We start from the raw sequence: 23,092 nt of genomic DNA on the forward strand, positions 1-23,092 counted from the left end.
GCCAGGATGGTGGAGTACAACCTGATCGAGCCGGAGCACGCGAACTGGCGGGCGGGACACCGCGCGGCGGTCGCGTACCGGAAGCGGGAGGGTGACCTCGCCGTGCCCTACAACCACGTCGAGGGCGGTGGCGTACGGGGTGAGGGCGGTGGTGTGGGGGCTGGGGGCGGGTTCCCGCTGGGGCGATGGCTGTCCGATCAGCGCCGGGCGATGCGGGCCGGGACGATGCTGCCCGAGCGGGCCGAGGACCTGGAGGCTCTGGACGTCGTGTGGGATCCGGCGGACGCGTCGTGGGAGGAGAACCTCGGTGCGGCGAAGGCGTACTTCGTCGCGTACGGGACGCTCGCGGTGCCGGTCACGGCGATGATCATGGACCGGCCGGTGGGGCAGTGGCTGGCCAACGCGCGGAAGAAGAACGGCCTCGGGAAGGACGAGGGGCGGGCGCAGCGGCGTGCGGCGCAGCTCGCCGGGATCGACCCGGACTGGAACCCGGACTGGCCCATCGACTGGCAGCGGCACTACGCCGCCCTGAAGGGCCTTGCGGCGCCGGGAAGCGTGCTCGGGTATGTGGAGCCCGGGGCGATGGTGAACGGACTCGACGCGGGCGCGTGGCTGGCCGCCCAACGGGACGGGTGGGAGCGGCTGTCCGCAGGGCAACGTGAGCGCTTGGTCCAGCTCGGTGTCCGGCCGCTGGAGAGGAAGCCGGTCGCCGTCGCGGCGAAGCCGCGGCGGGCGGCGGGCGGGGCGCGGACCGGGGCGTTCGAGCAGGGGGCCGCCGCGCTCGCCCAGTACGCGGCTCGGGAGGGGACGGTAGTGGTGGCGAGGTCCTGGTCCGAGGAGTTGCCCGACGGGACGGCCGTGAGACTTGGGGTATGGCTGTCGAACGTGAAGAGCCGCCGGGCCAAGCTCACCGGCGAGCAGCTTCAGCGACTGGCCGGGTTGGGGCTGGAATGGGCGAAGGCGGTGTGAGCGCTCCCCCACCGCAAGCGGCTCGCGCATCCTCTGTCAGGCAGGGCGGGGCGGGGACGTGCAGAGCGCTGGCCGTCCCCGGCCCAACATCATTTTCTGGGCCGGCGCCCACCGGCCGACAGCCCCCACGCCAGCATCGGCAGTTGAGAGGAGGAGTCGGCCGGACGTAGTGAGTGGGCTGCACCGACCATTCGACAGCATCCCGGCCGCGCCACCGGCCGTCGCCCCGAGGAGGAGAACACCTCTTCCTCCGGCTACGCGGACAAGAGGTGTCGGCGCGCTTGCCCGGCGCAAGGGGGGTTCAGACCTCCGGTGCAACGTCGGGAGCAACCCCTCCAGCCCCCGCCCGGAACAACCCACCCGGGGCCAGCTCTCGGTCCCGGCCGCCGTCGCCCGGTACGTCATCGGCACCCGTGGCAGCACACTGCGATGGGGCGGGGTAAGCCCCGCATCCCCTCGCGATTTGGTTTTGGGGCGGAAGGGTCCCGTTGTCGGGCGGGTGTTGGGGCGGATTCGCGGTGGTTGGACAACCGGGTGGTCGGGACTGGTGGGAGCACTCTGCGGTGAAGCGGGGTTAGCTGCGCACCCCCTTCCCCGAAGGGGGTGCGCGAGCCGAATGCCGTCCGGGCGGTGCGGTCCGCCTCCGGGCGCCTGGACCGGGGAGGGTGGGGGTATGGCGCGTCCGGTGCGACGCGGGCAGCGGCGGAGATGCTGAGCAGGTCGTCATCCAGGTAGCGCGCCTCGTGGATCCACGCGGGGGGCGCACAGCACGAAGTGGCCCACAGCACCACCCGGGGCGGTGGGCCACTTCGTGCGTTTGGGGGTTCCGCAGCTTCTCGGCTGGATCTGCCGTGAGCGGGTCACGCGTGGAGGGTCGGCACTGAAGTGCCGGCCCTCCACGTTATGCCGCTGCTCTGCCTCTCACCCTTCCTCCTTCGCCTTGCGGGTGCGCCAGATGCCGATGCCCACCGTGATGACGGTGATGGCGACGATCATGATGGCTCCGGTGGGCCAGAAGCCGGATTTCTCCTGGGCGAGATGGAGCAGTTCCACGGTTTCTCCCTGAGGTTTCAGTGGCTGATTCAGGGCCAGTCCCAGCCGCCGGGGTCGGCGCTTCCGACGTAGCCGCCGACCCTGTAGCCCATGCCCGCGATGCTCAGTGCGTTGCCCCCGACCTGGTCGCACCCTGGGCCGGTGCCGGGGTCGCGAATGGCGTTCGGGGTGGTGGCGGCGGCTACGGTCAGGAGGTCGCCCAGGGCGGCGACGTCATCGGCGCCTTCGGTGCGTCCGGCGGGGGGGGGTGACGGGTCTGCTGTTGTGGTCGGTGCGGTCGCTGGGCGTGGCGACCGTGTACCCGTTCAGGGTGCCGTTCTCGTCGTGGTGCTCGTGTACGTGCGGGCTTGTGTCGCGCAGCCGGGTTCGGTGGTGTCGGTGGCGCGGGCGGGTTCGTTCAGGCCTCGATCGAGGTTCTTCCGGCCGGCGGCTCGGGGTGCGGTCGTGGTGGTTGCTGAGGGTGTGGGCTGGGCGGCGGGTCGTATGAGGGTTTCCGGTAGTGCTTCGTCTTGTCCTGGGGTCGGTCGACGGCCGCTCGGCCGTGTGACGCTGAGGTCGCGGGGTCGGTGGCTGCATGGGTCCGGTCTCCTCGGGGTGCGTGGCTGAGTCTTCGTAGGTGTCTTCGGGGTCGGTGGCGCGCGTCCTACGGTTGTTGTCGTAACAGCGGTCGGGGCAGGGGAGGTTGTCATGGCGGTGAACGGTACGGAGTACCGGATGTGGGTGCGGTTGGCGCAGCGTGAGGATTTGCCGGAGGCGGCGTTCGCTGCGGTCGTCGACGGGTTGCTTCCTGGTGGTGAGGGTTTCGCTCGGGGGTGGCAGGAGGATGTGTTCGGGGAGGCGCTGCCGTCGTTGTTCGGTCGGGTCGGTGATCAGGGGTTGCGTGATCGTTTGATCGCGGCGTCGCCCAGGTGGCTTCCTGATCTCGTTCGTCGGGGTGTGCTGGGTTCGCGGGATGTCACGGCTGTTCTTCGTTGCCGTCCGGCTGATCCTGAGCTTCTGGCTGCGCTGGCGTCGCATGACGTGCACCGGGAGTTGGTGATCGAGCTCGTCGAGTCTCTGGGACAGGAGGATCTGCTCGGGGTTGTTCTGGCGGTGGAGAGTCTGCGGCCGGGCTTTGATCCGGGTCGGCTTCCGGTGGCGCCGGGGTGGCTGGTCGATGCGGTGCTGCGCCGGGGCTTGGGTTTGATGGCCGTGCGGTTGAAGGCCTTCGCGAGGGTGAGTGCTGGGACGAAGGGGGGCTGTTGGGCGCCGTCGGGGTGGCCGGTGTGGAGCACGGTGGGCATGGTGCTGGAGCGGTGCCCGGACCGGTGGCTGGAGTTGACGCGGGACGAGGGGTTCGGGCGGGTGGTCCAGCACGTTCTCCTGGACTGTGTGGAGACCGAGAAGCTCTCGGATGAGGTTCTGGCCGCATGTGTGCCGGTTCTGGCGCTGCCGGAGTGGGCGGAGCTCCCGGTGCCGGGGAGGAGCCAGCGTGAGCGGTTGCGGAGTATCGCCCGGCGTGTTGTCCGGCATCCTCGGCTGTCGGAGATGGCGACTGGGGCTCTGCAGGAGGCGGCCGCGTACTGCGTCAGGGTCGGGGGTCTGCTGCACGCCAGGAGGTTGCGGAGTTGTGGGCCGTACGAGGTGGTGTCCCTTGCTTGTGACCTCGCTCTGACGAGCGGCGACGGGAGGAGTCTGGCGAAGGTGTGTGAGGCCGTCGCACAGCTGCCCCGGCCTGCGGCGGTCGAACGCCCTTTGCCGTTCGGTGGGCCTGAGCCCCTCGCGCCGAAGCGTCTCCTGAGTGATGACAGCCGGGTCAGCGCCCTTGCGGCTCTGGCCGGGAACCCGCGTCTCGAGCGGCGTCTGGTCCTCGATCAGCTGGGCCGTCTCCATCTGGCTGAGGTTGAGTGGCTTCGTACCTATGATGAGGCGGTTCCGGTGTGGCTCAAGGAGGCGGCTGTCCGGCACAGGCCGAGTCCTGCCCAGGAAGAGCAGGAAGTGCCCCGTCTTCTGACGGATGAGGAGCTCGACTCCTGTGCGGACCCGGAAGCCGTGATGCAGTCCTGGCTCGATGCGGTCAGGGAGCATCAGGGCTCTTTCTTCGACCAGGTGGAGTACGCGGTCATCGGGTCGCGTCACCGCACCGATGCGCTGGTTCGCCAGGTACGTGCCCATATCGTGCTGAGCTATTACGACCGGCCCGTGGCGGCGGATGTGCTGGTGCGCGTGTGCGGGGACGACCCGGTGCGGTGGAGCGTTGTGGTCGAGGCGTTGACGTCGCAGTCGCAGTCGCAGGTCCGGTTCGACGAGTCCTTCGGGCAGTTCATCGACCGTATGAGTGATCAGCCTGCGTAGCGCGTCGGGGTTCTGCCGGTTGCCGGTGGCCCGGGTGCGTCCTGGCCTGGCGGTCTTGTGTTCGGGGGGATGCCGAGAGGGTGGCGCGGTGGGGGCGGGGCAGGGTGCGGGAGGGTGAAGGATCGTTTCGGTGGGTTCCTGGAGCACTCTTATGGTCTCTCAAACCGTTGCCGGGCGAGGGGGTTTGGGTGACCTGCTCCTGGCCCGGCGGGCAGCGGGCTACGGTCGGCGCCGGAAGGTGATCACGGCATGCTGGAGGTTGTTCCATGGGTGTTTCCGACCTGCGCAAGGTCGTCGATGCGCTGCCCGGGCTGGCCGGGCGGCACGGGCTGCAGCTGATCTCGGCATCCGTGGGTGGTGACACGGGTCTGCGGGCGGTCCTCGGGGAGGGCGACTACGACGCCGAGGGTGTGGCCCAACTGGCCGTGGCCTGCGGGGCCCGCGTCCTGTACTGGGACCTCGACCGTCTCGACGCGGAGGAATTCGTCCTGCTGACGACGGACGGGGAGGAGGGCGGGGATGATGCGGCGCTTGCGGGGCGCGGCGATGTGCCGGCCGCCCTGCGGCAGCGGGCGGACAGGTTGCTCGCGGCGGCGCGGTGCCGGGGCGGTGAGGTGGAGGCCGTACGGCTCGCGTTCGTCGTGGAGAGCGTGGTGCACGAGTGGGAGGTGTCCGCGTCCTGGGCCGGCGACCTGCGGGGGCGGTGGGAGGTGCTGAGCGAGGACATCGACCAGGAGCGGCCCGAACCGGCGTTTCGGTCGGATGAGCCGGATCCGCGTGAGGTGGAACGGATCGCCGGTCTGCTGCAGAAGATGCCTGCCATCATCTCGGCCGGCAGTTCCGGTGAGCGCATCGATGCTGCCGCGGAGGCGTTCCCGGCCCCCGGTGGCGACGGCGACTGGCTTCACCACCGGCTGCTCCGGCAGGCCCTCGCCCGTGCTCAGCAGGCGATTGCGCAGGATGCTGTGGCCGCCTACCGGGCGATCGAGCACGCTCTGGACGAGACTGCGGCGCGCCTGCTGGAGCAGCGGGTCCTCGACGACGTGCACGACGCGCCGGCGCGGCGCATCGTCACCACGGATTTCCTGACCGAGCTGACCGGCGGGCATCGGCCCAAGCCCCGGACCGTGACTCTGCTGTTGAGCCGGCCGGCCGTCAAGGACTTCCTCACTGTGCAGAAGGCCTCGGCCAAGCGGCAGGCTCAGGCGGCCCTGCCGATCTAGCCGTGTGCCGGCCCGTCACCTCCGTCGGGCCGGCGGGCTTTGCGTCATCGGCGGTGTGCCGTGACGTCGCGGGCTGTGTGCGGTACGGGGTGCGGTGTGTCCGTCATGGCGTTGTGCCGTCTTGTGCGTGCTGCCCGGTCTGCGGAAACCAGTTTGCGCGTCGGCCTGCTCGGGGGAGGTGTGCGGGTTGCCGAAGGCCGTTGTCAGAAGGAGACGTCGATGTAGTCGATGTCGTTGAGGTCCACTTCGAGGCCGGTGGCGCGGCGGCCGCCGTCGGTGAAGTACACCTCTTGCAGCCCTTGGGCGACGATGTCGCGCAGGTACTGGTCGTCCGCGGCCTGCTCGCGGGCGTCGAACAGGCGGCGTGCGTAGTCCGGGGGGAGGTGGACGGTCAGGCGGCGGATCCGTCCGTCGTCCGTGGCGCCGGCCGGGGCGCGGTAGCCGAACCGGGCGCGGGTCTCGATGGTGATGCCGCCGGTGCTGGCCGCTGTGTGCCGGCGGCGTCGGCGGATGCGGGGCTGCCAGCGGGAGCGTACGGCGGTGTCGATCCGGTTCTGGATGTGGCGGGGCGGGTGTTTGCGGGCGCCGCGGCGGTAGCGGTTGACGGAGTCGGCGGTGATGCCGAGTTCCGCTGCCACCGCTTTGGTCGTTCCGAGTTGCTTGATCAGGTAGTTGATCTGGCCTTTGAGGGTCTTGGGCGGTTGTTTGGTGAACGCTTCCTGCTCGGCGCGGTCGAGAGCGTCGTCGATCTCCCCCACCGCTTCACTTCCCCGCGTCGTGGACGGCGTCGCCGCCCTTGATGTGCCGGGCCGGGTTGAGGCCCTGTTCCATGAGGTCGACCGCCCACAGCATCGGCTGGACGCCTTCCGGTTTCGTCAGGCCCGGGGCGGGGCCGAGGCGGAAGGCGCCGGGCTGGGGTTGGCCGGAGGCCGTGTACGGCAGGACGTCGAGGGGGCTGTCGCCGGGTGAGGGGTAGACGACGCAGTCCGAGAGGACGGCGAGGGGGTAGCGGCCTGTCATGTTCGCCATGTTGGTGAGTTTGCGGTGCATGTTGACGCGGGCCTTGCTGATGACGGCGGCGCGGATGTCGGGGCGCCAGGTGGGGCGTTCGAGTGCCGGCCAGCGTTCGCCTTGGCGGTGGTGGCGCCCCTGCGGGCGTTCGCGGAGCTTGCCGATGCCGCCCTTGACGGTGGCTTTGATCGCGGACAGGACGGCGGCCAGGGCCGGGTCGGTCCGCTGGTGCCGTTCGATCGCGGTGAGGAAGGCCCGGTCGTCCAGGTCCCGGGTGATGCCGAGGTCGGCGAGGGTGTCGAGGTAGGCGGTCCTGAGGCGGTCGTGCCACGGGTCCAGGTAGGCGCCGGTCTCGCGGCGCAGGTATGCCTCGATCGGGTGGACGTCGTGTCCGAGTTCCTGGGCGTAGGCGAGGGTGTGGGTCTGGTACCAGGCGGGTTCTGTGGGGCGGGTGCCGTCGGGGGTGAACGGGGAGGGCAGGCGCGGGTCGAGGTCGATGTGGGTGAGGTCGACGAGCCAGGAGCCGGGGATCTTCGGGTTGAACGCCGGGGTGGGGAAGTGGTCGGGGGCGGACAGGCCGACGTCGAGGCGGGCCGCGGCGGCGAGGAACGCGGTGTTCAGGTCGAGGCCGATGGCGTAGGGGAGCATGCACTCCTCGTCGCTGAGCTGTTCCACCGGCCGCACCCACTGGTAGGCCTCTTCGTTGAGGAAGCCGCCTTTCCAGCCGCTGTTGACGACGGCCGGATGTTCCGGGGTGGCCTCGGGCGGGGCCGGGTCCACCGGTGCGGTGCCCAGGGAGCCGGGGTTGTGGCCGGGGATCCAGTTCCCGGTGGCCTCGTCGCGTACGGCGCGGGTGGGCGGGCGCAGGGCGGTCATCAGTTCCAGGCCGCAGACGGCGGTGGAGCCGCGTGGGGTGATGACCCGCTGGGCGTACGTTGCGAGGACGTGGGCGATGCCGGCCGGGTCCATGTCGGCGACGCCGGGCCAGGAGCGGGGGTCGAGGGCGTCCCAGGGCAGGATCGCGAGCTGGACGCAGCGCCTCTCGCGCCCCTGGGCGGTGCGGTAGATCCGTGCCCATGGTCCGAACCCGCGCTGGGTCAGTTTCCACTGGGCGTGTGCTACTTGTGCGACCACGGGGTGGTCGGGGGGCAGGCGCAGAGACCGGCGCTGTTCCTGGCCTTCCAGGCGCTGTGGCAGGCCGAGCTTCAGCGCGGCTGCCGTGGTGAGCACGATCAGCGGGTCGGCGTCCTTGCCGTGGCGGTGGAGTTTCGGTGCGCCCAGCCCGGACTCGGCGAGCGTCCACTGAGCCAGTTCGGGGATCGTGGCGGCCGGGCAGTCCAGGACGATGCCGCCGCTGCCGTAGGCGCGGCCGTCGCCGTCCAGGACGGCGAGCGGGCCGTGCGGGAACCGTGGATCGGCACCGGCGGGTGTGCGGGGTTTCCTCGTGGCCGGACGGTGTGGGGGGCCGGGCGGGCGCCGGGGGGCGGGCGTGGCATGTGTGTCGGGGGCCGCTGCGGCGGCGGGTGGTGCGCCGGGGGTCTTTTCCGCCGGTGGGGGCGGGGCGGGGAGCGTTGTAGGAGCCGGCGGCGGGGTGGTGGCGGGATAGCGGTGGGCCAGGCCTTCCAGAAGGCGGCGGTAGGCTTCCAGCCGTTCCCCGCGGGGTTCGGCCCGGCCGGCTTCCCAGGCGGTGATGCTCGCCACCCGCACGCCCAGTGCCTGTGCGACGGCGGCCGGGGTGAGGCCGGCCGCTTCGCGCAGCCGCGCGCGCTCGGCCGGGACGGGCAGCACGGTGCCGTCGTCGACCGCGGCGAGCAGGGAGTCGACCGCGGTGAACAACTGCGGCGGCTGGTCAGTCATCTGCGATTCCTCCTCGCTCACCGCACGCCCTGGCGGATCTCTTCGAGCCGGGTCATCAGCCGCTGGTAGCGCTGGGAGGCGGCCTGGGAGGAGTTCAGGCCCTGGTGCCGGGCGATCTGCCGCCAGTCCATGCCGCGGCGCCGGGCCTCGATGACCACCTGGGTCTCCAGCCGGTCCAGCTGTTCACGTACTCCTTCGAACAGGCTCAGTGCGGCGCCGACCTCGGCGGCCGTGGCGCCCGGCTGCTGCCCGTCCCTGTACGGCTCGCCTGCGGCGGCCAGGAGTTGCCCGATCAGTGATGCGTCCTGCTCCACTCGGCGTGCGGCCGTGGTGTCGTCGGCGGGTGCCGCGGCCAGGGCGGACAGTCGCTCACGGGCCTGCCGGCGGGAGTCTTGCGGCATCCGGCCACCCTATCGCATGCGGACAATGGAACAACGGTTCGTTGTCCTGTTGATGCTGTGGAGAGGCCGGCGGTGGTGGCGTGGTGCGGGGCGGCCGGATCCGCCGCCCGCCCGCACGCCCGGTCCGGTGCGGTGCGGTGCGGTGCGGTGCGGTGCGCGTGCAGGGCCGTCATCCGGTGCACGGGCGCGGCGTTCGGAGGTGCGCGGGCCGGCCGCTCCTGCCCGTCCGGCAGGTCGGTGTCTGCGGATCGGGCGGGTTCGGTCTTTCGTCTGGGCGGTGGCCGGCGTGCCCGGCCGTACCTGGTTGCGCCGGCCGGGCGGGCGGGCCGGGAACCCATCGGGCCGGCGTGCCGCCCTCTCCCTGCCGCAGGTCCGGCCCGCTCCCCCGGCGTCAGATCGCGCGGGCCGTCAGCTCGCGGTGCTCCGTCGCGGCGTTGCCTTGTCCACGGTGCGAGCGGGTGGCGTACTTCCGGGGGGCGGTGCGTCGGTGCCGGCTCCGGGCCCGTGCCCCGGGCTCTTCGGCGGTGGGTCCCCCGCCGGGTCGAGGGGTGGCCGGCGGATCTGCACGAGCACTTGGCGCAACTTCACGGAGAGTTGACCGGAGTGGCCTTGCGGCGGAACGGGGCGGATGAAGAAGCTGGAGGCCGGCTTCCACCGCACTGTCCCACCCGCCAAGTGACCAAGGGCCCCGGCGCATGCCGGCCGGTGTCCGCAGCCAGGGTGCCGTCGGCTCAGGCGCGGCGGCCCCCGGCGTCCGGACGGGCGCACGTGCGGCCGCCGGACCGGCGCCCTCGGCACCGAGGGCTTCTGCGCCGGGCGTCCTGCCGGGCGCCGGTTCCCCTTGCCGCAACGCCTTGACCGGAGTTCTCTGCGACTGGATCAGGATCATGACCTTGCCGATCAGGCCCGGGGCCGTCGTCCCGCCGAAGGACCCGCGCAGGGGCGGTCTGCTGTTCGTGCTCGCCTCCAACATGCTGATCGACGCGCTCGAAGTGTCCGTCATGGTCGTGGCCATGCCAGTGATGAAGGACGACCTGCGGCTCTCGCTGCCCGAGGTGCAGTGGGCCATGAGCGGCTTCGCCCTGGGGTTCGGGGGGCTGATGCTGCTGGGCGGGCGGCTGGTGGAGCTGCTGGGAAGGCGCCGCGTCTATCTGACCGCCCTGCTGGTCTTCGCCGCGGTGTCCCTGGCGGGAGCGCTGGTGGAGGATCCCGCGCTGCTCCTGGCCACCCGTTTCGTCAAGGGCTTCGCGGCGGCGCTCACCGCGCCGACCGGACTGGCGATCCTGTCCACGGTGATCCCGCAGGGGCGGGCACGTGCCCGGGCGCTGTCGGTCTACGCCTTCTTCGGCGCGTGCGGCTTCACCGTGGGACTGGTGCTGTCCGGGCTGCTCACCGAGGTGAGCTGGCGCTGGACGATGGCGTTCCCCGCGCCCGTGGTCCTGCTGCTGTTCGTCGCGGGCCGCCGGCTGATCCCGGCGGACCACGCGCCGCGCGGCGCTGCCCGCCTGCGGGTGCGCGACCTCGACCTGCCCGGCGCCTGCGCCCTGACCGGCGGTCTGCTGGCGCTGGCCTACGGCCTGGTGTCCCTGCCGGCGGGAGGCTTGCAGGACCCGCGGGTGATCGGTGCGTTCGTCGTGGGCCTGGGGCTGCTGGCGGCGATTCCGCGTATCGAGCGCGCCGCGACCCGGCCGCTGCTGCGCCCTGACCGGCCCGCCGGCCGTGTCCTGCTGCGCTCGGCCCTGGGCGCGGGCGCGCTCAACGGTTCCTATCTGGGGCTGCTGTTCATCCTCACGTTCCAGCTGCGGGCCGCGGGCTGGGGGCCGCTGGAGACGGGGCTGGCGCTGTTGCCCGCGAGCGCGCCGCTGGCCGCGACGGCGCTGTTCTCCGGTCGTCTGGCGAGCCGGTTCGGCACCGCCCGGCTCGTCGCGGTGGGCTCGGCTCTGCCGTTCATCGGCTATGTCCTGTATCTGCGGCGGCCGGTGCCCGATCCGTACGTCGGCGGTGTGCTGCCCACGCTGCTGCTCGTGGCGGCCGGGTTCGTGCTCGCCTTCGCCGCCCTGAACATGCAGGCCGCCGCGAGTGTGCCTCCGGCTGTGCGGGCGCAGGCGAGCGGTCTGTACCAGAGTGCGGTCCAGATAGGTGCTGTGGTGGTTCTGGCCGTGGTCACCGCTCTGCTGGCGGACGGGCAGGGGGCGGGCGGACCGCCCCGGGCGGCCATGGCGTTCGTGGCGGGGGTCGGTCTGCTGGGTTTCCTGGCCGGGCTCCGGGGGGTGCTGCCGCGCCCGCCGCGGGCGGGCCGCGTGGCCGGGGAAGGGGGGTGACCGTGGGGGGTGTTGCGGCGGTGCGAGCGGCGGTGCGGGTTCGTGCGCTTGCGCGCGCTCGCCGCGGCCGGGTGTCCGTGTTTCCCGCGGGCGGGGGTGTCCTGCTCGGCGCGGGTGCGCGTACCGCCCTGTGCCGGGTCGGTGCTGTCCCTTTTCCGTGCCGGGTCCGGGCGGGTGGGGTGCCGCGGCCGGCCGGGCCCGGCCGGCGTGAGCCGTGCGGCCGGGTGGCGGCAGGGCGCCGCGGACCGTGCGCCGCAGTTTTTTCCTGGTCTTCCCGTGGCTTTCGGACGGTGCGCAGGTCGTGTCCGGGCCGGCGGGAAGACCCCCGCGGATGATCGCTGAGGAGCGCTTGTGGAGGATCGGGTGGAGGAACTTCGCAGGATCAGGGATGCCGCCTGCCGGGGCCCGGGTGACGCGGCGACCGAGCGGCAGCACGCCCAGGGCAAGCTGACCGCCCGCGAGCGCATCGGGCTGCTCCTGGACAAGGGGAGCTTCACCGAGGTGGAGCAGTTGCGGCGGCACCGGGCGACGGGGTTCGGGCTGGAGCACAAGCGCCCGTACACCGATGGTGTGGTGAGCGGCTGGGGCACGGTCGAGGGGCGGACGGTGTTCGTCTACGCGCACGACTTCCGGATGTTTGGAGGTGCGCTCGGCGAGGCGCACGCCGCGAAGATCCACAAGCTCATGGACATGGCCCTCGCGGCCGGGGCCCCGCTGGTGTCGCTGAACGACGGTGCGGGAGCGCGTATCCAGGAGGGGGTGAGCGCGCTCGCGGGCTACGGCGGGATCTTCCAGCGCAACACCAGGGCCTCGGGCGTCATCCCGCAGATCTCGGTGATGCTCGGGCCGTGCGCGGGCGGCGCCGCGTACTCGCCGGCGCTGACGGACTTCGTGTTCATGGTCCGCAACACCTCGCAGATGTTCATCACCGGCCCCGATGTGGTCAAGGCCGTGACCGGTGAGGAGATCACCCAGAACGGGCTCGGCGGTGCGGACGTCCACGCGCGGACCTCGGGCGTCGCGCACTTCGCGTACGACGACGAGGAGACCTGTCTGGCCGAGGTGCGCTACCTGCTGTCGTTTCTGCCGTCCAACAACCGCGAGTTGCCGCCTGTCGTGCCGTGCGCCGATCCCGCGGAGCGGCCGACGGAGGCGCTGGTGGAGATCGTGCCGCACGAGCCGGGCCGCTCGTACGACGTGCGTGCGGTGATCGAGGAGGTGGCCGACGACGGGGAGTTCTTCGAGGTGCACCCGGCGTGGGCGGCCAACCTCGTCTGTGCGCTCGTGCGGCTGGACGGCCAGAGCGTGGGGGTGGTGGCCAACAATCCGGCGTCGCTGGCCGGGGTGCTGGACATCGGGGCCTCGGAGAAGGGCGCGCGGTTCGTGCAGTTCTGCGACGCGTTCAACATTCCGCTCGTCACCCTGGTCGACGTGCCGGGGTTTCTGCCGGGTGTGGGCCAGGAGCACAACGGCATCATCCGGCGCGGCGCCAAGCTGCTGTACGCGTACTGCAACGCCACCGTCCCGAGGATCTCGCTGGTCCTGCGCAAGGCCTACGGCGGTGCGTACATCGTGATGGACTCCCGTTCCATCGGCGCGGATCTGGCCTATGCCTGGCCGTCCAACGAGATCGCCGTGATGGGGCCGGAAGGGGCGGCCAACGTCATCTTCCGGCGGGAGATCGACGCGGCCGACGACCCGGACGCGGTGCGGGAGCGGCGGATGGAGGAGTACCGGACGGCTCTCATGCACCCGTACTACGCGGCCGAGCACGGCATGGTCGACGACGTGATCGACCCCCGTGACACCCGGGCGGTGCTGGTCCGCTCGCTGGAGATGATGCGGAGCAAGCACACCGACCTGCCGCAGCGCAAGCACGGCAATCCGCCGCAGTGACCCCGGCCCTGCCCCTGCCCCGGCCGTGCGGCGCGCGGGCGGGGCGGGGCGGGGTTCTCGCACCGACCGATCGGAGTGATCATGACCGACCCGGCACAGCCCCTCATCCAGGTGGTCAGGGGCGTCCCCGACGCGACCGATCTGGCCGCCCTCACCGCCGTGCTGCTCGCCCGGGTGCGGCCCGCGGGGGCCGGGCACGGCGACCCGCGGGGCCGCACGCGCAGCGTGGCCCGCTGGTCGCGTCCGGACCGGCGGGCGCCCTTCGCCGGGCCGCGTACCTGGCAGGAGCACCAGTGACGGGGGCGTCGCGCGCGTCGGCGGCCGTGCGGGGAGGCTGCCTGGACGGCGGGCGGCCGGCGGGGTCCGTCCTGAAGGGAAGCAGGTGTCCGGAACGATGACGGAAGGGTTGATCGCCATGTCCCCGGTGTCCCGGGCCGCCGTCCGCCGCTGCCACGCCTCGCTCAACGCCCTGCACTCCACGGTCTACTTCAGCGCCGACCTGGGCGAGGAGCTGGCCGGGTACGGTATCGGCGACCCGACGGCCTGCTATCTGGCCGCCCGCGCGGCCGCGTTGGGGCAGGTGGGCGCCGGTACGGTCACGGCGGTGTTCCACAGTTTCCGGCACGACCTGGTCGCCCGGCACATTCCGCGCGTGTGGCACCTGGCGGCGCCGGAGGCGGTGGTGGCCGCCCGGCTGCGGGCCGCGGACGCCACGCTGCGCCGGCTGCTGGGCGCGTCGCTCACCGCCGGCGCGGAAACGGCCGAGGCCGCACAGCTCGCGCTCCGGGCCGCCGGAGGGGGGATCGGGCCGGGGCGTCCGCTCTATGCCGCGCACGCCGCCCTGCCCGTGCCCGAGAAGCCGCATCTGGCTCTGTGGCTGGCCGCCACACAGTTGCGGGAGCATCGCGGTGACGGGCACATCGCGGCGCTGACGCACCTGTCGATCGACGGTCTGGAGGCTCTGGTGTCGCACTCGGCGAGCGGTGCGGGGATGCCGAAGGAGATCGTCATGTCCAAACGGGGCTGGACCCAGCAGGACTGGTCGGGGGCTGAACGGCGGCTGTACGAAAGGGGGTTGATGAGCACCGACGGGTCCCTGACCGGGGCGGGCCGGCGGCTGCGCCGGGAGCTGGAGGACACCACCGACCGGCTCGATCTGGCACCGTACGAGCGTCTGGGGCAGCGCGGGGTGGAGCGGCTGACGGAGCTGGCGGAGGGGCTGGTCGCGGTGGCGGTGCGCGCCGGGGCGTTCCCGCAGGCGCTGCGCCCCTTCTTCACCGGCGAGCTGGGGGCGTCGGGGGGCGGGGGCCGGTGAGGGTCCTGTTCGGGGTCATTCCGGCCCCGGCCCATCTGCTTCCGGTGGTCCCTTTCGCGTGGGCGCTGCAGTGCGCCGGCCATGAGGTGCGCATCGCCTCCCATCCCAGCCTGGCCGAGGCGATCACCGCGACGGGGCTGTTCGCCGTGCCGCTGGGACCCGAGGCGGATCTGGCGGCTTCCGTGCACCGGGCCCTGGGTGACCCCGCCCTGCTGCGGATCATGGACACGCTGGCGCTGGGTGCGGCGGAGGAGGAGCTGCGGGCCGCGCTGCATCCGTACATGCTGGCCCCGTTCGCCGACTACTACGCCCTGCCGGGGCCCTCGGGCGGGCCGACGATGATCGAGGCGATGACCGGGTTCGCCCGCTCGTGGCAGCCGGATCTCGTCCTGTGGGATCCGCTGTTCTTCCCGGCCCCGGTGGCGGCGCGGGCCTGCGGCGCCGCGCACGCGCGGCTGCTGTGGGGGCAGGACCACTTCGCCTGGGGCAGGCAGCGGTTCGCCGAGCGGGCGGGGGTGGCGCACGGGCCGGCCGGTGACCTGATGGCCGAGGTGATGCGTCCGGCGCTGGAGCGGGCCGGGCAGGACTTCGGCGAGGAACTGCTGGTCGGGCAGTGGACGGTCGATCCCACGCCGGAGCGGATCAGGCTGCCGGTGGATCTGGCTTACGTGCCGGTGCGCAGGACTCCCTACAACGGGGCGGGGCCGGTGCCCGGGTGGCTGCACCGGCCGCCGTCCCGGCCGCGGGTGTGCCTGACGCTCGGGGTCAGCGGGCGGCAGTTCTTCGCCGACGACGCGCTTCCCGTGGCGGAGATCCTCGCGGAGCTGGGACACCTGGACATCGAGGTCGTCGCCACACTGGACAAGGGCCAGTTGGGTGTGCTGGGGCGGCTGCCGGGCAACGTCCGTACCGTCGACTACGTGCCGCTCAGCCTGCTGCTGCCGACGTGTTCGGCGGTCATCCATCACGGCGGAGGGGGCACGTTCACGGCCGCGGCAGCCGCACGGGTCCCGCAGTTGATCATTCCCAAGCAGGGCGGTGACTACGCCGACTACGGCCTGTACGCGGCGGAGCTGGGTGCGGGCCTGTTCCTGCCCCGGGACGCGGGGCTGTCGGGGGCCTCGGTGGCCGGCGGGGTCAGGCGGCTGCTGGAGGAGCCGTCGTTCCGGCCGGGCGCCGACGCGCTGTGCGCGGAGATGGCCGCGGTGCCGGGGCCGGACGGTCTGGTGGCCTTGCTGGTGGAGCTGACGCAGAAGCACCGGCGGCGCGGCCGGGCCTCGCCGTCGGATTCGCCGTCGCCGTCGCGGTCTCCGTCGCCTTCGCCGTCGCCTTCGCCGTCGCCTTCGCCGTCGACGGCCCGATGACCTGTCCGGAGAGGACGGACCCGTGCGCGTACTCTTCACGTTCTTCCCCTACGCCTCCCACCTGTATCCGCTGGTGCCGCTGGCCCGCGCGCTGCGCGAGGCAGGGCACGAGGTGGCCGTGGCCAGCGCCACCGAGGAGCAGCAGACCATCGTGGGCGCCGGTCTGAGGCCGGTGGACCTCGGGTCCAAGGCGCAGTGGCGCGACACCCCGCGGTGGGCGGACAGCCCGCTGTGGCGGAGGCAGGAGGAACGGCTGCGGGAGATCACCGCGTTGCTGTCGCTGCCGGAACCCGACGCCACGCACTGGTCGTTCGTGCGGCGCCAGTTCCTGCCCGTGCAGGCGTACTACTTCACCCCGGACCGGCGTGAGGGCGGCCCTCCGATGGTGCAGGCGCTGGTCGAGTTCGCCCGCTCCTGGCGGCCGGACCTGGTGGTGTGGGACTTCACGGTGCCGACGGCGGCGGTCGCGGCCCACGCCTGCGGCGCGGCGCACGCACGTTTCACCTGGGGGCTGGACTATCTGGGCTGGGCCGCCGAGCAGTTCGTGTCGTGGCGGCGTGAACTGGGTCCGGGGCTCGGCCAGGACCCCCAGGTGGCGCTGGCAACAGCGGCGGCGGCGCGGTTCGGGCTCGCGTACACCAGGGACATGGTGCTCGGGCAGTGGACCATCGAGGCGACCGCCGCGGACATCCAACTGCCTTTGCAGACCGGGAGGCTGAAGGTGCGTCATGTGCCCTACAGCAACGACGGGCCGGTGCCGGAGGGGGTCACAGGGCCCCGGCGCCGGCCGCGGGTCTGTCTGAGCGTGGACGCCGACGACGGTGCCGGGGAACCGCTGTTCGCGGGCTCCGCCCTCTTTGACGTGGTCGCCGCCCTGGGCCGGGGCCCGGACATGGAGGTGGTGGTGCCCCTCGCTCCCGAGCGGCTCGGCGGTGAGGCCGCGCTGCCACGTCACGTACGGGCCCTCTCCTACGTGCCGTTCGACCGGCTGCTGCCGACGTGCTCCGCCCTGGTCCACTACGGCGGCGTGGGGAGTTTCGCGGCGGCGGTCGCGCACGGGGTGCCGCAGGTGATCGTCCCCCGTGACCTCGGCAACGGTGACGCGCTGCTGGAACACCTGCGGGCCAGCGGTGCGGGCACCGGGGTGAGCGAGGCGCACTGCACCCCCGAGCTGCTGCGGACCCTGGTCGGGCAGGTGCTGGAGGACCCCTCGTTCCGGGCGGGAGCCGGGCGGCTGCGTGAGGCCATGGCCGCGGCGCCGGCCCCGCACGCGATCGTGCCCGCCCTGGAGGAACTGACGCGACGGCACCGCCCGCCCGCGCCCGCCCCGCTCTGAACCCGTGCCGCACCACCGCACACCACCGCACCCGGAGGGCTTCCATGCGCGTCCTGTTCGCCGTCATCCCCCTGTCCAGCCACGTGCGGACGAACATCCCGCTGGCCCAGGCCCTGCGTTCGGCCGGCCACGACGTCCGCTTCGCCGGCCACCCCAACGCCGAGGGCCTCATCACCGGTGCGGGGATGCACGCGGTGCTGCTCGGCGACGTCCTGGACAAATCCCAGGAGCTGCTCGACGACTCCGCCGAGAGCGACGGCATCGCGCTCGACCCCGACGCCCCCGACGCCTGGGAACACGTCCACGAGGCCCTGCTGCGCGACCTGGTCGCGGACTACTTCGGCCCGAGGCCGCCGGGTGGGCGGTCGATCGTGGACGAGCTCGTCGACCACTGCCGGACCTACCGCCCCGACCTCGTGATCTGGGATCCGCTGTTCCTGCCCGCCGCCGTGGCCGCCCGCGCCTGCGGTGCCGCCCACGGGCGGCTGCTGTGGGCCTCGGACAACATCGGCCTGCTCCGGGCCAAGGCGGTGGAGCGCGCGCTGCGCGACGGCGGGAGCGCCGGCGACGACCCGTGGGTCCGCGCGCTGCTCCCTGCCTGGCGGCGGCACGGCCTGGAGTTCGGCGAGGACCTGATCACGGGGCAGTGGAGCATCAGCACCGTTCCCGAGCGGATGCGGCCGGCCGTCGCGCACACGTATCTGCCGATGCGGTACGTGCCCTTCGACGGCGGCGCGGCGGTGCCCGGCTGGCTGCACGGGGCGCCGGAGCGGCCGCGGCTGTGCGTCACGTGGGGCGGCACCGCGCGCAGCGTCACCGAGCGCGAGAGCGCGGTGGGCCTGCCCACGCTGTTCGAGGCGGTGGCGGACCTGGACTGCGAGGTCGTCGCCACCGTGCACCCGGACCAGCTCGCCCAGGCGGGCCCGGTCCCCGGCAACGTCCGTACCGTCGAGTACGTACCGTTGTCGATGCTGCTGCCGACGTGTACGGCCGTCGTCCACCAGGGCGGCGACAGCACCTTCGCCACCGCCGTCGCCCACGGGCTGCCCCAGGTGGTCAACCTGGCGCCGAAGTGGGGTGAGCTGTACGTGGCCCGCTATCTGGAGGACCGAGGTGCGGGTGTGGTGCTGCGGGAGCGCGACAGCTCGGCCGCCGAGGTCCGCGGCCATCTGGAACGGGTGCTCACGGACCCGTCCTACCGGCGGGCCGCGGGGGTGCTGCGGGAGGAGATGATGGCGACCCCGACGCCGCACGACCTCGTCGCGGTCCTGGAGAACGTGGTGATGCGTCACCGCCGGTGACCCCCGCACCAGGGGGCGGGGTGCCCCGGTGTGGTCGTGGACCGGCCGGTCAACTGACACGGCCGCAGGCGGACTTCCCCTCTTCCGGGCGCTTCTTCTACAACTCTTCGTGAAGTTTCTTGTTGCGCCGACCAGGGGCGATGAGACTGGAGGGGAGCCGGTACCGGCTGTCGCCAGCAGCCATGCCGCAGGCCGTACCAACCCTGAGAGAGGTCACCATGCAGGACGCGCCCATCAAACTGGCCGTCATCACCGGCAGTGTGCGCGGAGGACGGTTCGCTCCGACGGTGGCCGACTGGTTCGCCGGCCAGGCCAGGAAGCATGGCGGTATCGACGTCACGCAGATCGACCTGGTCGACTTCACGCTGCCGCTCGTCATGCCGGACTTCGGTGAGGAGCCCGAGGCCTCGACCAAGGAAGTGGTCGACCGGCTGGGCGCCAAGCTGGCGGAAGCGGACGCGTTCGTCGTGGTGACCCCGGAGTACAACCACAGCACGTCCCCGGTGGTGAAGAACGCCATCGACTGGTACCTCGACGAGTGGAAGGCCAAGCCCGTCGGCCTGGTCTCCTACGGCGGCCAGGGCGGAGGGCTGCGGGCCGCCGAGCACCTGCGGCAGATCTTCGCCGAGGTGCACGCGACGACCGTGCGGGACGTGATCAGCTTCCACAACAGCTGGGCGGACTTCGAGGCCGACGGCAAGCCGGCAAGCCCGGAGGGCAGTGAGACGGCCGCCAAGAACCTGCTGAACCAGCTCCTGTGGTGGGGGATCGCGCTGCGCGACGCCCGCACGAAGGCGCCGTACACGCACTGACCGCGGGCCCATCCGCCCCCGGACGGACCTCCTGCGGCCGGAACGGGCGGCGTGAGGCACCCCCTCATGCCGCCCGCCCGGTCATGACCGGCCAGAAGGACACGACAGCCGTCCGTGCCTTCCCACCCATCAGCGAAGGGGAGACATGACACCTCAGCAGGCCGTTCTCGTCACCGGGGCCACCGGCAACGTCGGACCGCACGCCGTCGCCCAGCTCCTGGAAGCCGGGGTGCGGACGCGGGCACTGGTCCTGGAGGGCGACCCGAACACCGGCCGGATACCCGAGGGCGCGGAGATATTCCACGGCGACCTCGCCGACCCCGACTCGCTGGACGCGGCCCTGGCGGGGGTCGACGCCGTCTTCCTGATGTGGCCGTTCTTCACGCTCGGCGTGGACACGGTCCCCGCCGTCCTGGAGAAGATCGGCCGGCACGCGCGCCGGGTCGTCTTCGTCTCCTCGATCGGTGTGCACATCGGTCTCGAACCGGTGGACAACCGGTGCCACGCCTACCTCGAGGAACAGATCGAGAAGTCGGGTCTGGAGTGGACGTTCCTGCAGACCACCGGGTTCGCGTGCAACGTGCGGATGGGCTGGTCCCATCAGATCCGCGCAGGCGGAGTCGTCCGCTCCCCCTACGGGGCGGCGTCCCGCTCCCCCATCGACGAGGCCGATGTCGCCGCGGTGGCCGTGCGCGCGCTGACCGGGCCGGGCCACGCGGGCCGGCGGTACGTGGTGACCGGGCCCCAGGCTTTGAGCCAGGCGGCCCAGTTGCAGATCATCGCCGAGGAGACAGGCCAGGGCCTGCGGTGGGAGGACGTCCCGCACGAGGCCGCCCGCGGCGCGATGGTCGACGCCGGCTGGCCTCCCTCGTACGCCGACGGCGCACTGGAGTACTTCGCGATGCTCGTGGATCGCCCCGAAACCGTCACCGGCACGGTGGCGGAGGTGCTCGGCAGGCCGCCCCGTACGTTCCGCCAGTGGGTCGCGGAGCACGCGGACGACTTCCGCTGACAGCCAGGTTCTGGAGCAAGCCATGCCACCGACGAACGATCCCCCTCCGGCAGCGGGCTACGTCACCTTCCACGAGATCGGCGCCCGCACGCCCGCCGACGCCCACCGGATCGCCGAGGCGAGCGCACGGCTGCTGCGGCGCTACACCCGGCACTCCCCCGGGTTCCGTTCGGCCCGGGTCCATCTGAGCCTCGACGCCACCGCCGTGGTGGTGCGCGGCGAGTGGGACGGGGCGCAGCGGCCCGACACCGCCCTCGGCGGTCCGGCCGGGCGGGTGCTGCGGTATGCCGAGCGTCTTGGCCGGGTGCCGGTGTCGGCCTTTCGGGGGGTTCCCGCACCGGGCATCGAGGGCCCGGCGAAGGGGCGCCGGCCGGGGCTGGTCGTCGTGGCGACGCGGCAGGTGGGCAGTGCGGACAACGCGCGGAAGCTGTCCGGGCTGCTGCTGCGCAGCAGCGAGTGGAAGAGCGGCTTCTCGGGGTTCGTCGCGGCGGACCCGTGTGTCAGCGAGGACGGCGGTACCTACGTCAACTACCCGCAGTGGGTGGACGAGGACGCCTTTGACGCCTACATGAGCGATCCGCGTAACGCCGAGGGGCGTGAGGCCATCGCCGGTCTGGAGGTGGCGCCGCCGCGCTTCGTGCTGTGCACGATGGTCGCGCAGATCGACGCCGAGCCGTCCCGCCCCGGCCGGCCGGCCGGGGCGGGGCATCCCGCCGGGCCGCGTCCGGGGCAGTGATCCGAGGCGGCGCACAGCGCACCGGCCCGGGAAGACTTCGGAGGAAGCCAGCATGAAAATCCTGTTCTCGGTGCCGCCCGCACTGGCACACATCTATCCCGTCGTGCCGCTGGCCGGCGCCCTGCAGGGAGCGGGGCACGAGGTCCGTGTCGCGACCCATCCCGAGATGACCGACGCCGTGAGCCGGCTGGGGCTGTTCGCCGTGCCGGTGGGCGGGGAGGGTTTCGTGGAATCCTCGAAAGGCAGCTGCGAGGGGCTCTACGAGCGGCTGGAGGCCGCCCTGGCCCCGGAGCTGGCGCAGGGCGGGACGCAGCGGCTGCCGTCGAAGCCGTTCCTGGAGGCCTTCGCACGCTACTTCAGCCCGGAGCCCACGGGTTCGGCCACGACCACGGTCGTGGAGGACCTCGTGGCGTTCGCGCGGGGCTGGCGGCCGGATCTGGTGCTGTGGGACATGGTGTCCTTCCCCGGGGCGGTGGCCGCGCACGCGTCGGGGGCCGCCCACGCCCGTGTCGTGCTGTCGGTCGACGACTTCGCCTGGGCCCGGCTGACCCTGGTGGACCGGTTGCGCGGTACCGGTGAGGCCGACCCCATGGCCGCGATGATGGAGCCCGTACTGCGGCGCCTGGGCATCGGGTTCCACGAGGACCTGCTGCTGGGGCAGTGGACCGTGGACCACTCGCCGGCGATCAGAGCGCGGCTGCCGCTGGACCTGCGCTACGTCCACTCCCGGCCGCTCCCCTTCAACGGCTCGGCCGTCGTGCCGCCCTGGCTGTACGAGGACGCGGGGCGGCCGAGGGTGGCGCTGTCGCTGGGGGCGGGGATGCGCAGCTTCTACCCCGACGACAGCACGATCGATCTGGAGGCGCTCTTCGGCGCCGCGGAGAAGCTCGGCCTGGAGGTGGTGGCCACGCTCGACGGCTCCCAGCTGCGCCAGGTGCGCCGTGTCCCGGACAACGTACGGCTGATCGACTACCTGCCGCTCAACCTGCTGCTGCCCACCTGCCGTGCCGTCATCCACCACGGTGGCGGGGGCACCATGGCCGCGGCCGTACCGCATGAACTGCCGCAGCTGATCTGGCCGGAGGACAGCCACTACTACCAGGACTTCGCCCGGTACGTCGAGCGGGCCGGCGCCGGCCTGGTGATCGACCCCCACGCGGCGTCGGCCCCGACGATCGCCGAGTACCTCGACCGCCTGGTGAACGACCCCTCCCTCAAGGAAGGCGCGGCCGGCCTGCACCGGGACCTGCTGTCCGTCCCCAGCCCGGCGGAGGTCGTTCCCACGCTCCAGGCGCTCACCCAGGAGTACCGCGGCCGTGGCACCGGCCCGGCCGCGGCCACGGCAGGAACCAGGGGGATGCAGGCATGACAGCCCAGGAGGAGAACATGGCGCGGCGCGGCGACGAGGTCCTGGCGAAACTGTGGGAGCGCAACTACGACCCCCACACGGCGTCCATCATCGACGCTCTGGAGCCCGCGGACACCTGGCGGTGTCTGGATGTGGGGGCGGGCAGCGGTTCGATGTCCCGCTGGCTGGCCGAGCGGGTCCCCCGCGGTGAGGTGCTGGCCGTCGACGTCGACGGCACCGGTTTCGGCTCCGCCTCCCCCGCACCGAACCTGACGTTCCGGAAACTCGACGTGGCACAGGCCGGGTTCGGCCCGGGTTCCTTCGACTTCGTGCTGGCGCGGGCCGTGGTCTCCCATCTCCCGCACGCCGAGCGGCAGCTCGCCCGGATGGCCGACTGGGTGGCGCCCGGAGGGTGGCTGCTGGTGGAGGACTTCTACTTCCTGCCGAGCGAGGACGCCCCCCAGGACGCCGGGCGCTCCGTCGTCGCCGCCTACACCGGGACCTTCCGCGCGGCCGGGGCCGACATGCGCATCGCACGGCGGCTGCCGGCCCGGCTGGCGCAGTACGGGCTGACGTCGGTGGACGTGCGGGTGCGGCCGCTGGGTCCGGGGCAGGGCGCGGACGAGAACGAGCTGATGCGGACCCGGATGGAGCTGCACGGGCAGGCCCTGGTCGACCAGGGCCTGGTGAGCGGCGATCACCTGGCGGAGTTCGTCGCGACGCTGGACCGTCCGCAGGCACGCGACGTCACCGTCCTGCAGTTCTCCGTGTGGGGGCAGCGCCCGGCGCTCTGAGCACCCCGG

Annotated in this window: 19 protein-coding genes; 15 read left to right on the forward strand and 4 right to left on the reverse strand. The window is 72.5% G+C overall.

The window, feature by feature from the left end:
• Positions 1-969: helicase associated domain-containing protein (locus tag ACFWRT_RS35570; protein WP_380955272.1), on the forward strand; the 969-nt coding region annotated here is incomplete at its 5' end.
• A gap of 921 nt (positions 970-1,890) precedes the next feature.
• On the opposite strand, the gene ACFWRT_RS35575 is transcribed toward ACFWRT_RS35570, so the two are convergent.
• Positions 1,891-2,022 (reverse strand): hypothetical protein, encoded by a 132-nt coding sequence (locus ACFWRT_RS35575; protein WP_380955273.1) that lies wholly within the window; start codon positions 2,020-2,022, stop codon positions 1,891-1,893.
• A 687-nt stretch (positions 2,023-2,709) separates the two neighbouring features.
• On the opposite strand from ACFWRT_RS35575, the gene ACFWRT_RS35580 reads away from it, so the two are divergent.
• On the forward strand, positions 2,710-4,356 hold the full coding sequence (locus ACFWRT_RS35580; RefSeq protein ID WP_380955275.1) for a hypothetical protein: 1,647 nt from the start codon (positions 2,710-2,712) through the stop codon (positions 4,354-4,356).
• A 266-nt stretch (positions 4,357-4,622) separates the two neighbouring features.
• Complete coding sequence (locus tag ACFWRT_RS35585) at positions 4,623-5,579, forward strand: hypothetical protein (RefSeq protein ID WP_380955276.1); 957 nt, start codon at positions 4,623-4,625, stop codon at positions 5,577-5,579.
• A gap of 203 nt (positions 5,580-5,782) precedes the next feature.
• On the opposite strand, the gene tpg is transcribed toward ACFWRT_RS35585, so the two are convergent.
• The 3 genes from tpg to ACFWRT_RS35600 are packed head-to-tail and all read right to left on the reverse strand — an operon-like array spanning position 5,783 to position 8,848.
• Positions 5,783-6,337 (reverse strand): telomere-protecting terminal protein Tpg, encoded by a 555-nt coding sequence (tpg, locus tag ACFWRT_RS35590; RefSeq protein WP_380955278.1) that lies wholly within the window; start codon positions 6,335-6,337, stop codon positions 5,783-5,785.
• Between the two features lie 4 nt (positions 6,338-6,341).
• On the reverse strand, positions 6,342-8,447 hold the full coding sequence (gene tap / locus ACFWRT_RS35595) for a telomere-associated protein Tap (RefSeq protein WP_380955279.1): 2,106 nt from the start codon (positions 8,445-8,447) through the stop codon (positions 6,342-6,344).
• 17 nt (positions 8,448-8,464) lie between these two features.
• Positions 8,465-8,848 carry a hypothetical protein gene (locus ACFWRT_RS35600; protein ID WP_380955281.1) on the reverse strand — a complete coding sequence of 128 codons (384 nt, stop codon included), beginning with the start codon at positions 8,846-8,848 and terminating at the stop codon, positions 8,465-8,467.
• 887 nt (positions 8,849-9,735) lie between these two features.
• Here ACFWRT_RS35600 and ACFWRT_RS35605 point away from each other — a divergent pair.
• From ACFWRT_RS35605 to ACFWRT_RS35660, 12 genes are all read left to right on the forward strand, one after another.
• On the forward strand, positions 9,736-11,169 hold the full coding sequence (locus ACFWRT_RS35605) for an MFS transporter (RefSeq protein WP_380955282.1): 1,434 nt from the start codon (positions 9,736-9,738) through the stop codon (positions 11,167-11,169).
• 351 nt (positions 11,170-11,520) lie between these two features.
• A complete protein-coding gene (locus tag ACFWRT_RS35610; RefSeq protein ID WP_380955283.1) occupies positions 11,521-13,065 on the forward strand; it encodes an acyl-CoA carboxylase subunit beta in 1,545 nt (514 codons plus the stop codon).
• A gap of 81 nt (positions 13,066-13,146) precedes the next feature.
• Complete coding sequence (locus ACFWRT_RS35615) at positions 13,147-13,362, forward strand: acyl-CoA carboxylase epsilon subunit (protein WP_380955284.1); 216 nt, start codon at positions 13,147-13,149, stop codon at positions 13,360-13,362.
• A gap of 118 nt (positions 13,363-13,480) precedes the next feature.
• Complete coding sequence (locus tag ACFWRT_RS35620) at positions 13,481-14,380, forward strand: SCO6745 family protein (RefSeq protein ID WP_380955319.1); 900 nt, start codon at positions 13,481-13,483, stop codon at positions 14,378-14,380.
• A 44-nt stretch (positions 14,381-14,424) separates the two neighbouring features.
• A complete protein-coding gene (locus ACFWRT_RS35625) occupies positions 14,425-15,744 on the forward strand; it encodes a nucleotide disphospho-sugar-binding domain-containing protein (protein WP_380955285.1) in 1,320 nt (439 codons plus the stop codon).
• A 22-nt stretch (positions 15,745-15,766) separates the two neighbouring features.
• Positions 15,767-17,080, forward strand: coding sequence for a nucleotide disphospho-sugar-binding domain-containing protein (locus ACFWRT_RS35630; protein ID WP_380955287.1), 1,314 nt, complete (start codon positions 15,767-15,769; stop codon positions 17,078-17,080).
• Positions 17,081-17,124: 44 nt separating this feature from the next.
• Positions 17,125-18,381: a nucleotide disphospho-sugar-binding domain-containing protein gene (locus tag ACFWRT_RS35635; protein WP_380955288.1), complete on the forward strand. Its 1,257-nt coding sequence runs from the start codon at positions 17,125-17,127 to the stop codon at positions 18,379-18,381.
• Positions 18,382-18,599: 218 nt separating this feature from the next.
• Positions 18,600-19,193, forward strand: coding sequence for an NADPH-dependent FMN reductase (locus tag ACFWRT_RS35640; protein WP_380955289.1), 594 nt, complete (start codon positions 18,600-18,602; stop codon positions 19,191-19,193).
• A gap of 145 nt (positions 19,194-19,338) precedes the next feature.
• Entirely contained in the window at positions 19,339-20,205 is an 867-nt protein-coding gene (locus ACFWRT_RS35645) for an NAD(P)H-binding protein (protein WP_380955291.1), read from the forward strand.
• A gap of 22 nt (positions 20,206-20,227) precedes the next feature.
• The gene (locus ACFWRT_RS35650) at positions 20,228-20,941 is read left to right on the forward strand and encodes a putative quinol monooxygenase (RefSeq protein ID WP_380955292.1); all 714 of its coding nucleotides are present in this window, start codon (positions 20,228-20,230) and stop codon (positions 20,939-20,941) included.
• A 52-nt stretch (positions 20,942-20,993) separates the two neighbouring features.
• Positions 20,994-22,310 carry a nucleotide disphospho-sugar-binding domain-containing protein gene (locus tag ACFWRT_RS35655; RefSeq protein ID WP_380955294.1) on the forward strand — a complete coding sequence of 439 codons (1,317 nt, stop codon included), beginning with the start codon at positions 20,994-20,996 and terminating at the stop codon, positions 22,308-22,310.
• A complete protein-coding gene (locus tag ACFWRT_RS35660) occupies positions 22,307-23,083 on the forward strand; it encodes a class I SAM-dependent methyltransferase (protein ID WP_380955295.1) in 777 nt (258 codons plus the stop codon). The genes ACFWRT_RS35655 and ACFWRT_RS35660 overlap by 4 nt, the downstream gene beginning before the upstream one ends.
• Positions 23,084-23,092: the final 9 nt, after the last annotated feature.

The sequence above is a fragment of the Streptomyces cyaneofuscatus genome, assembly GCF_042718795.1.
Lineage (GTDB): Bacteria > Actinomycetota > Actinomycetes > Streptomycetales > Streptomycetaceae > Streptomyces > Streptomyces cyaneofuscatus_A.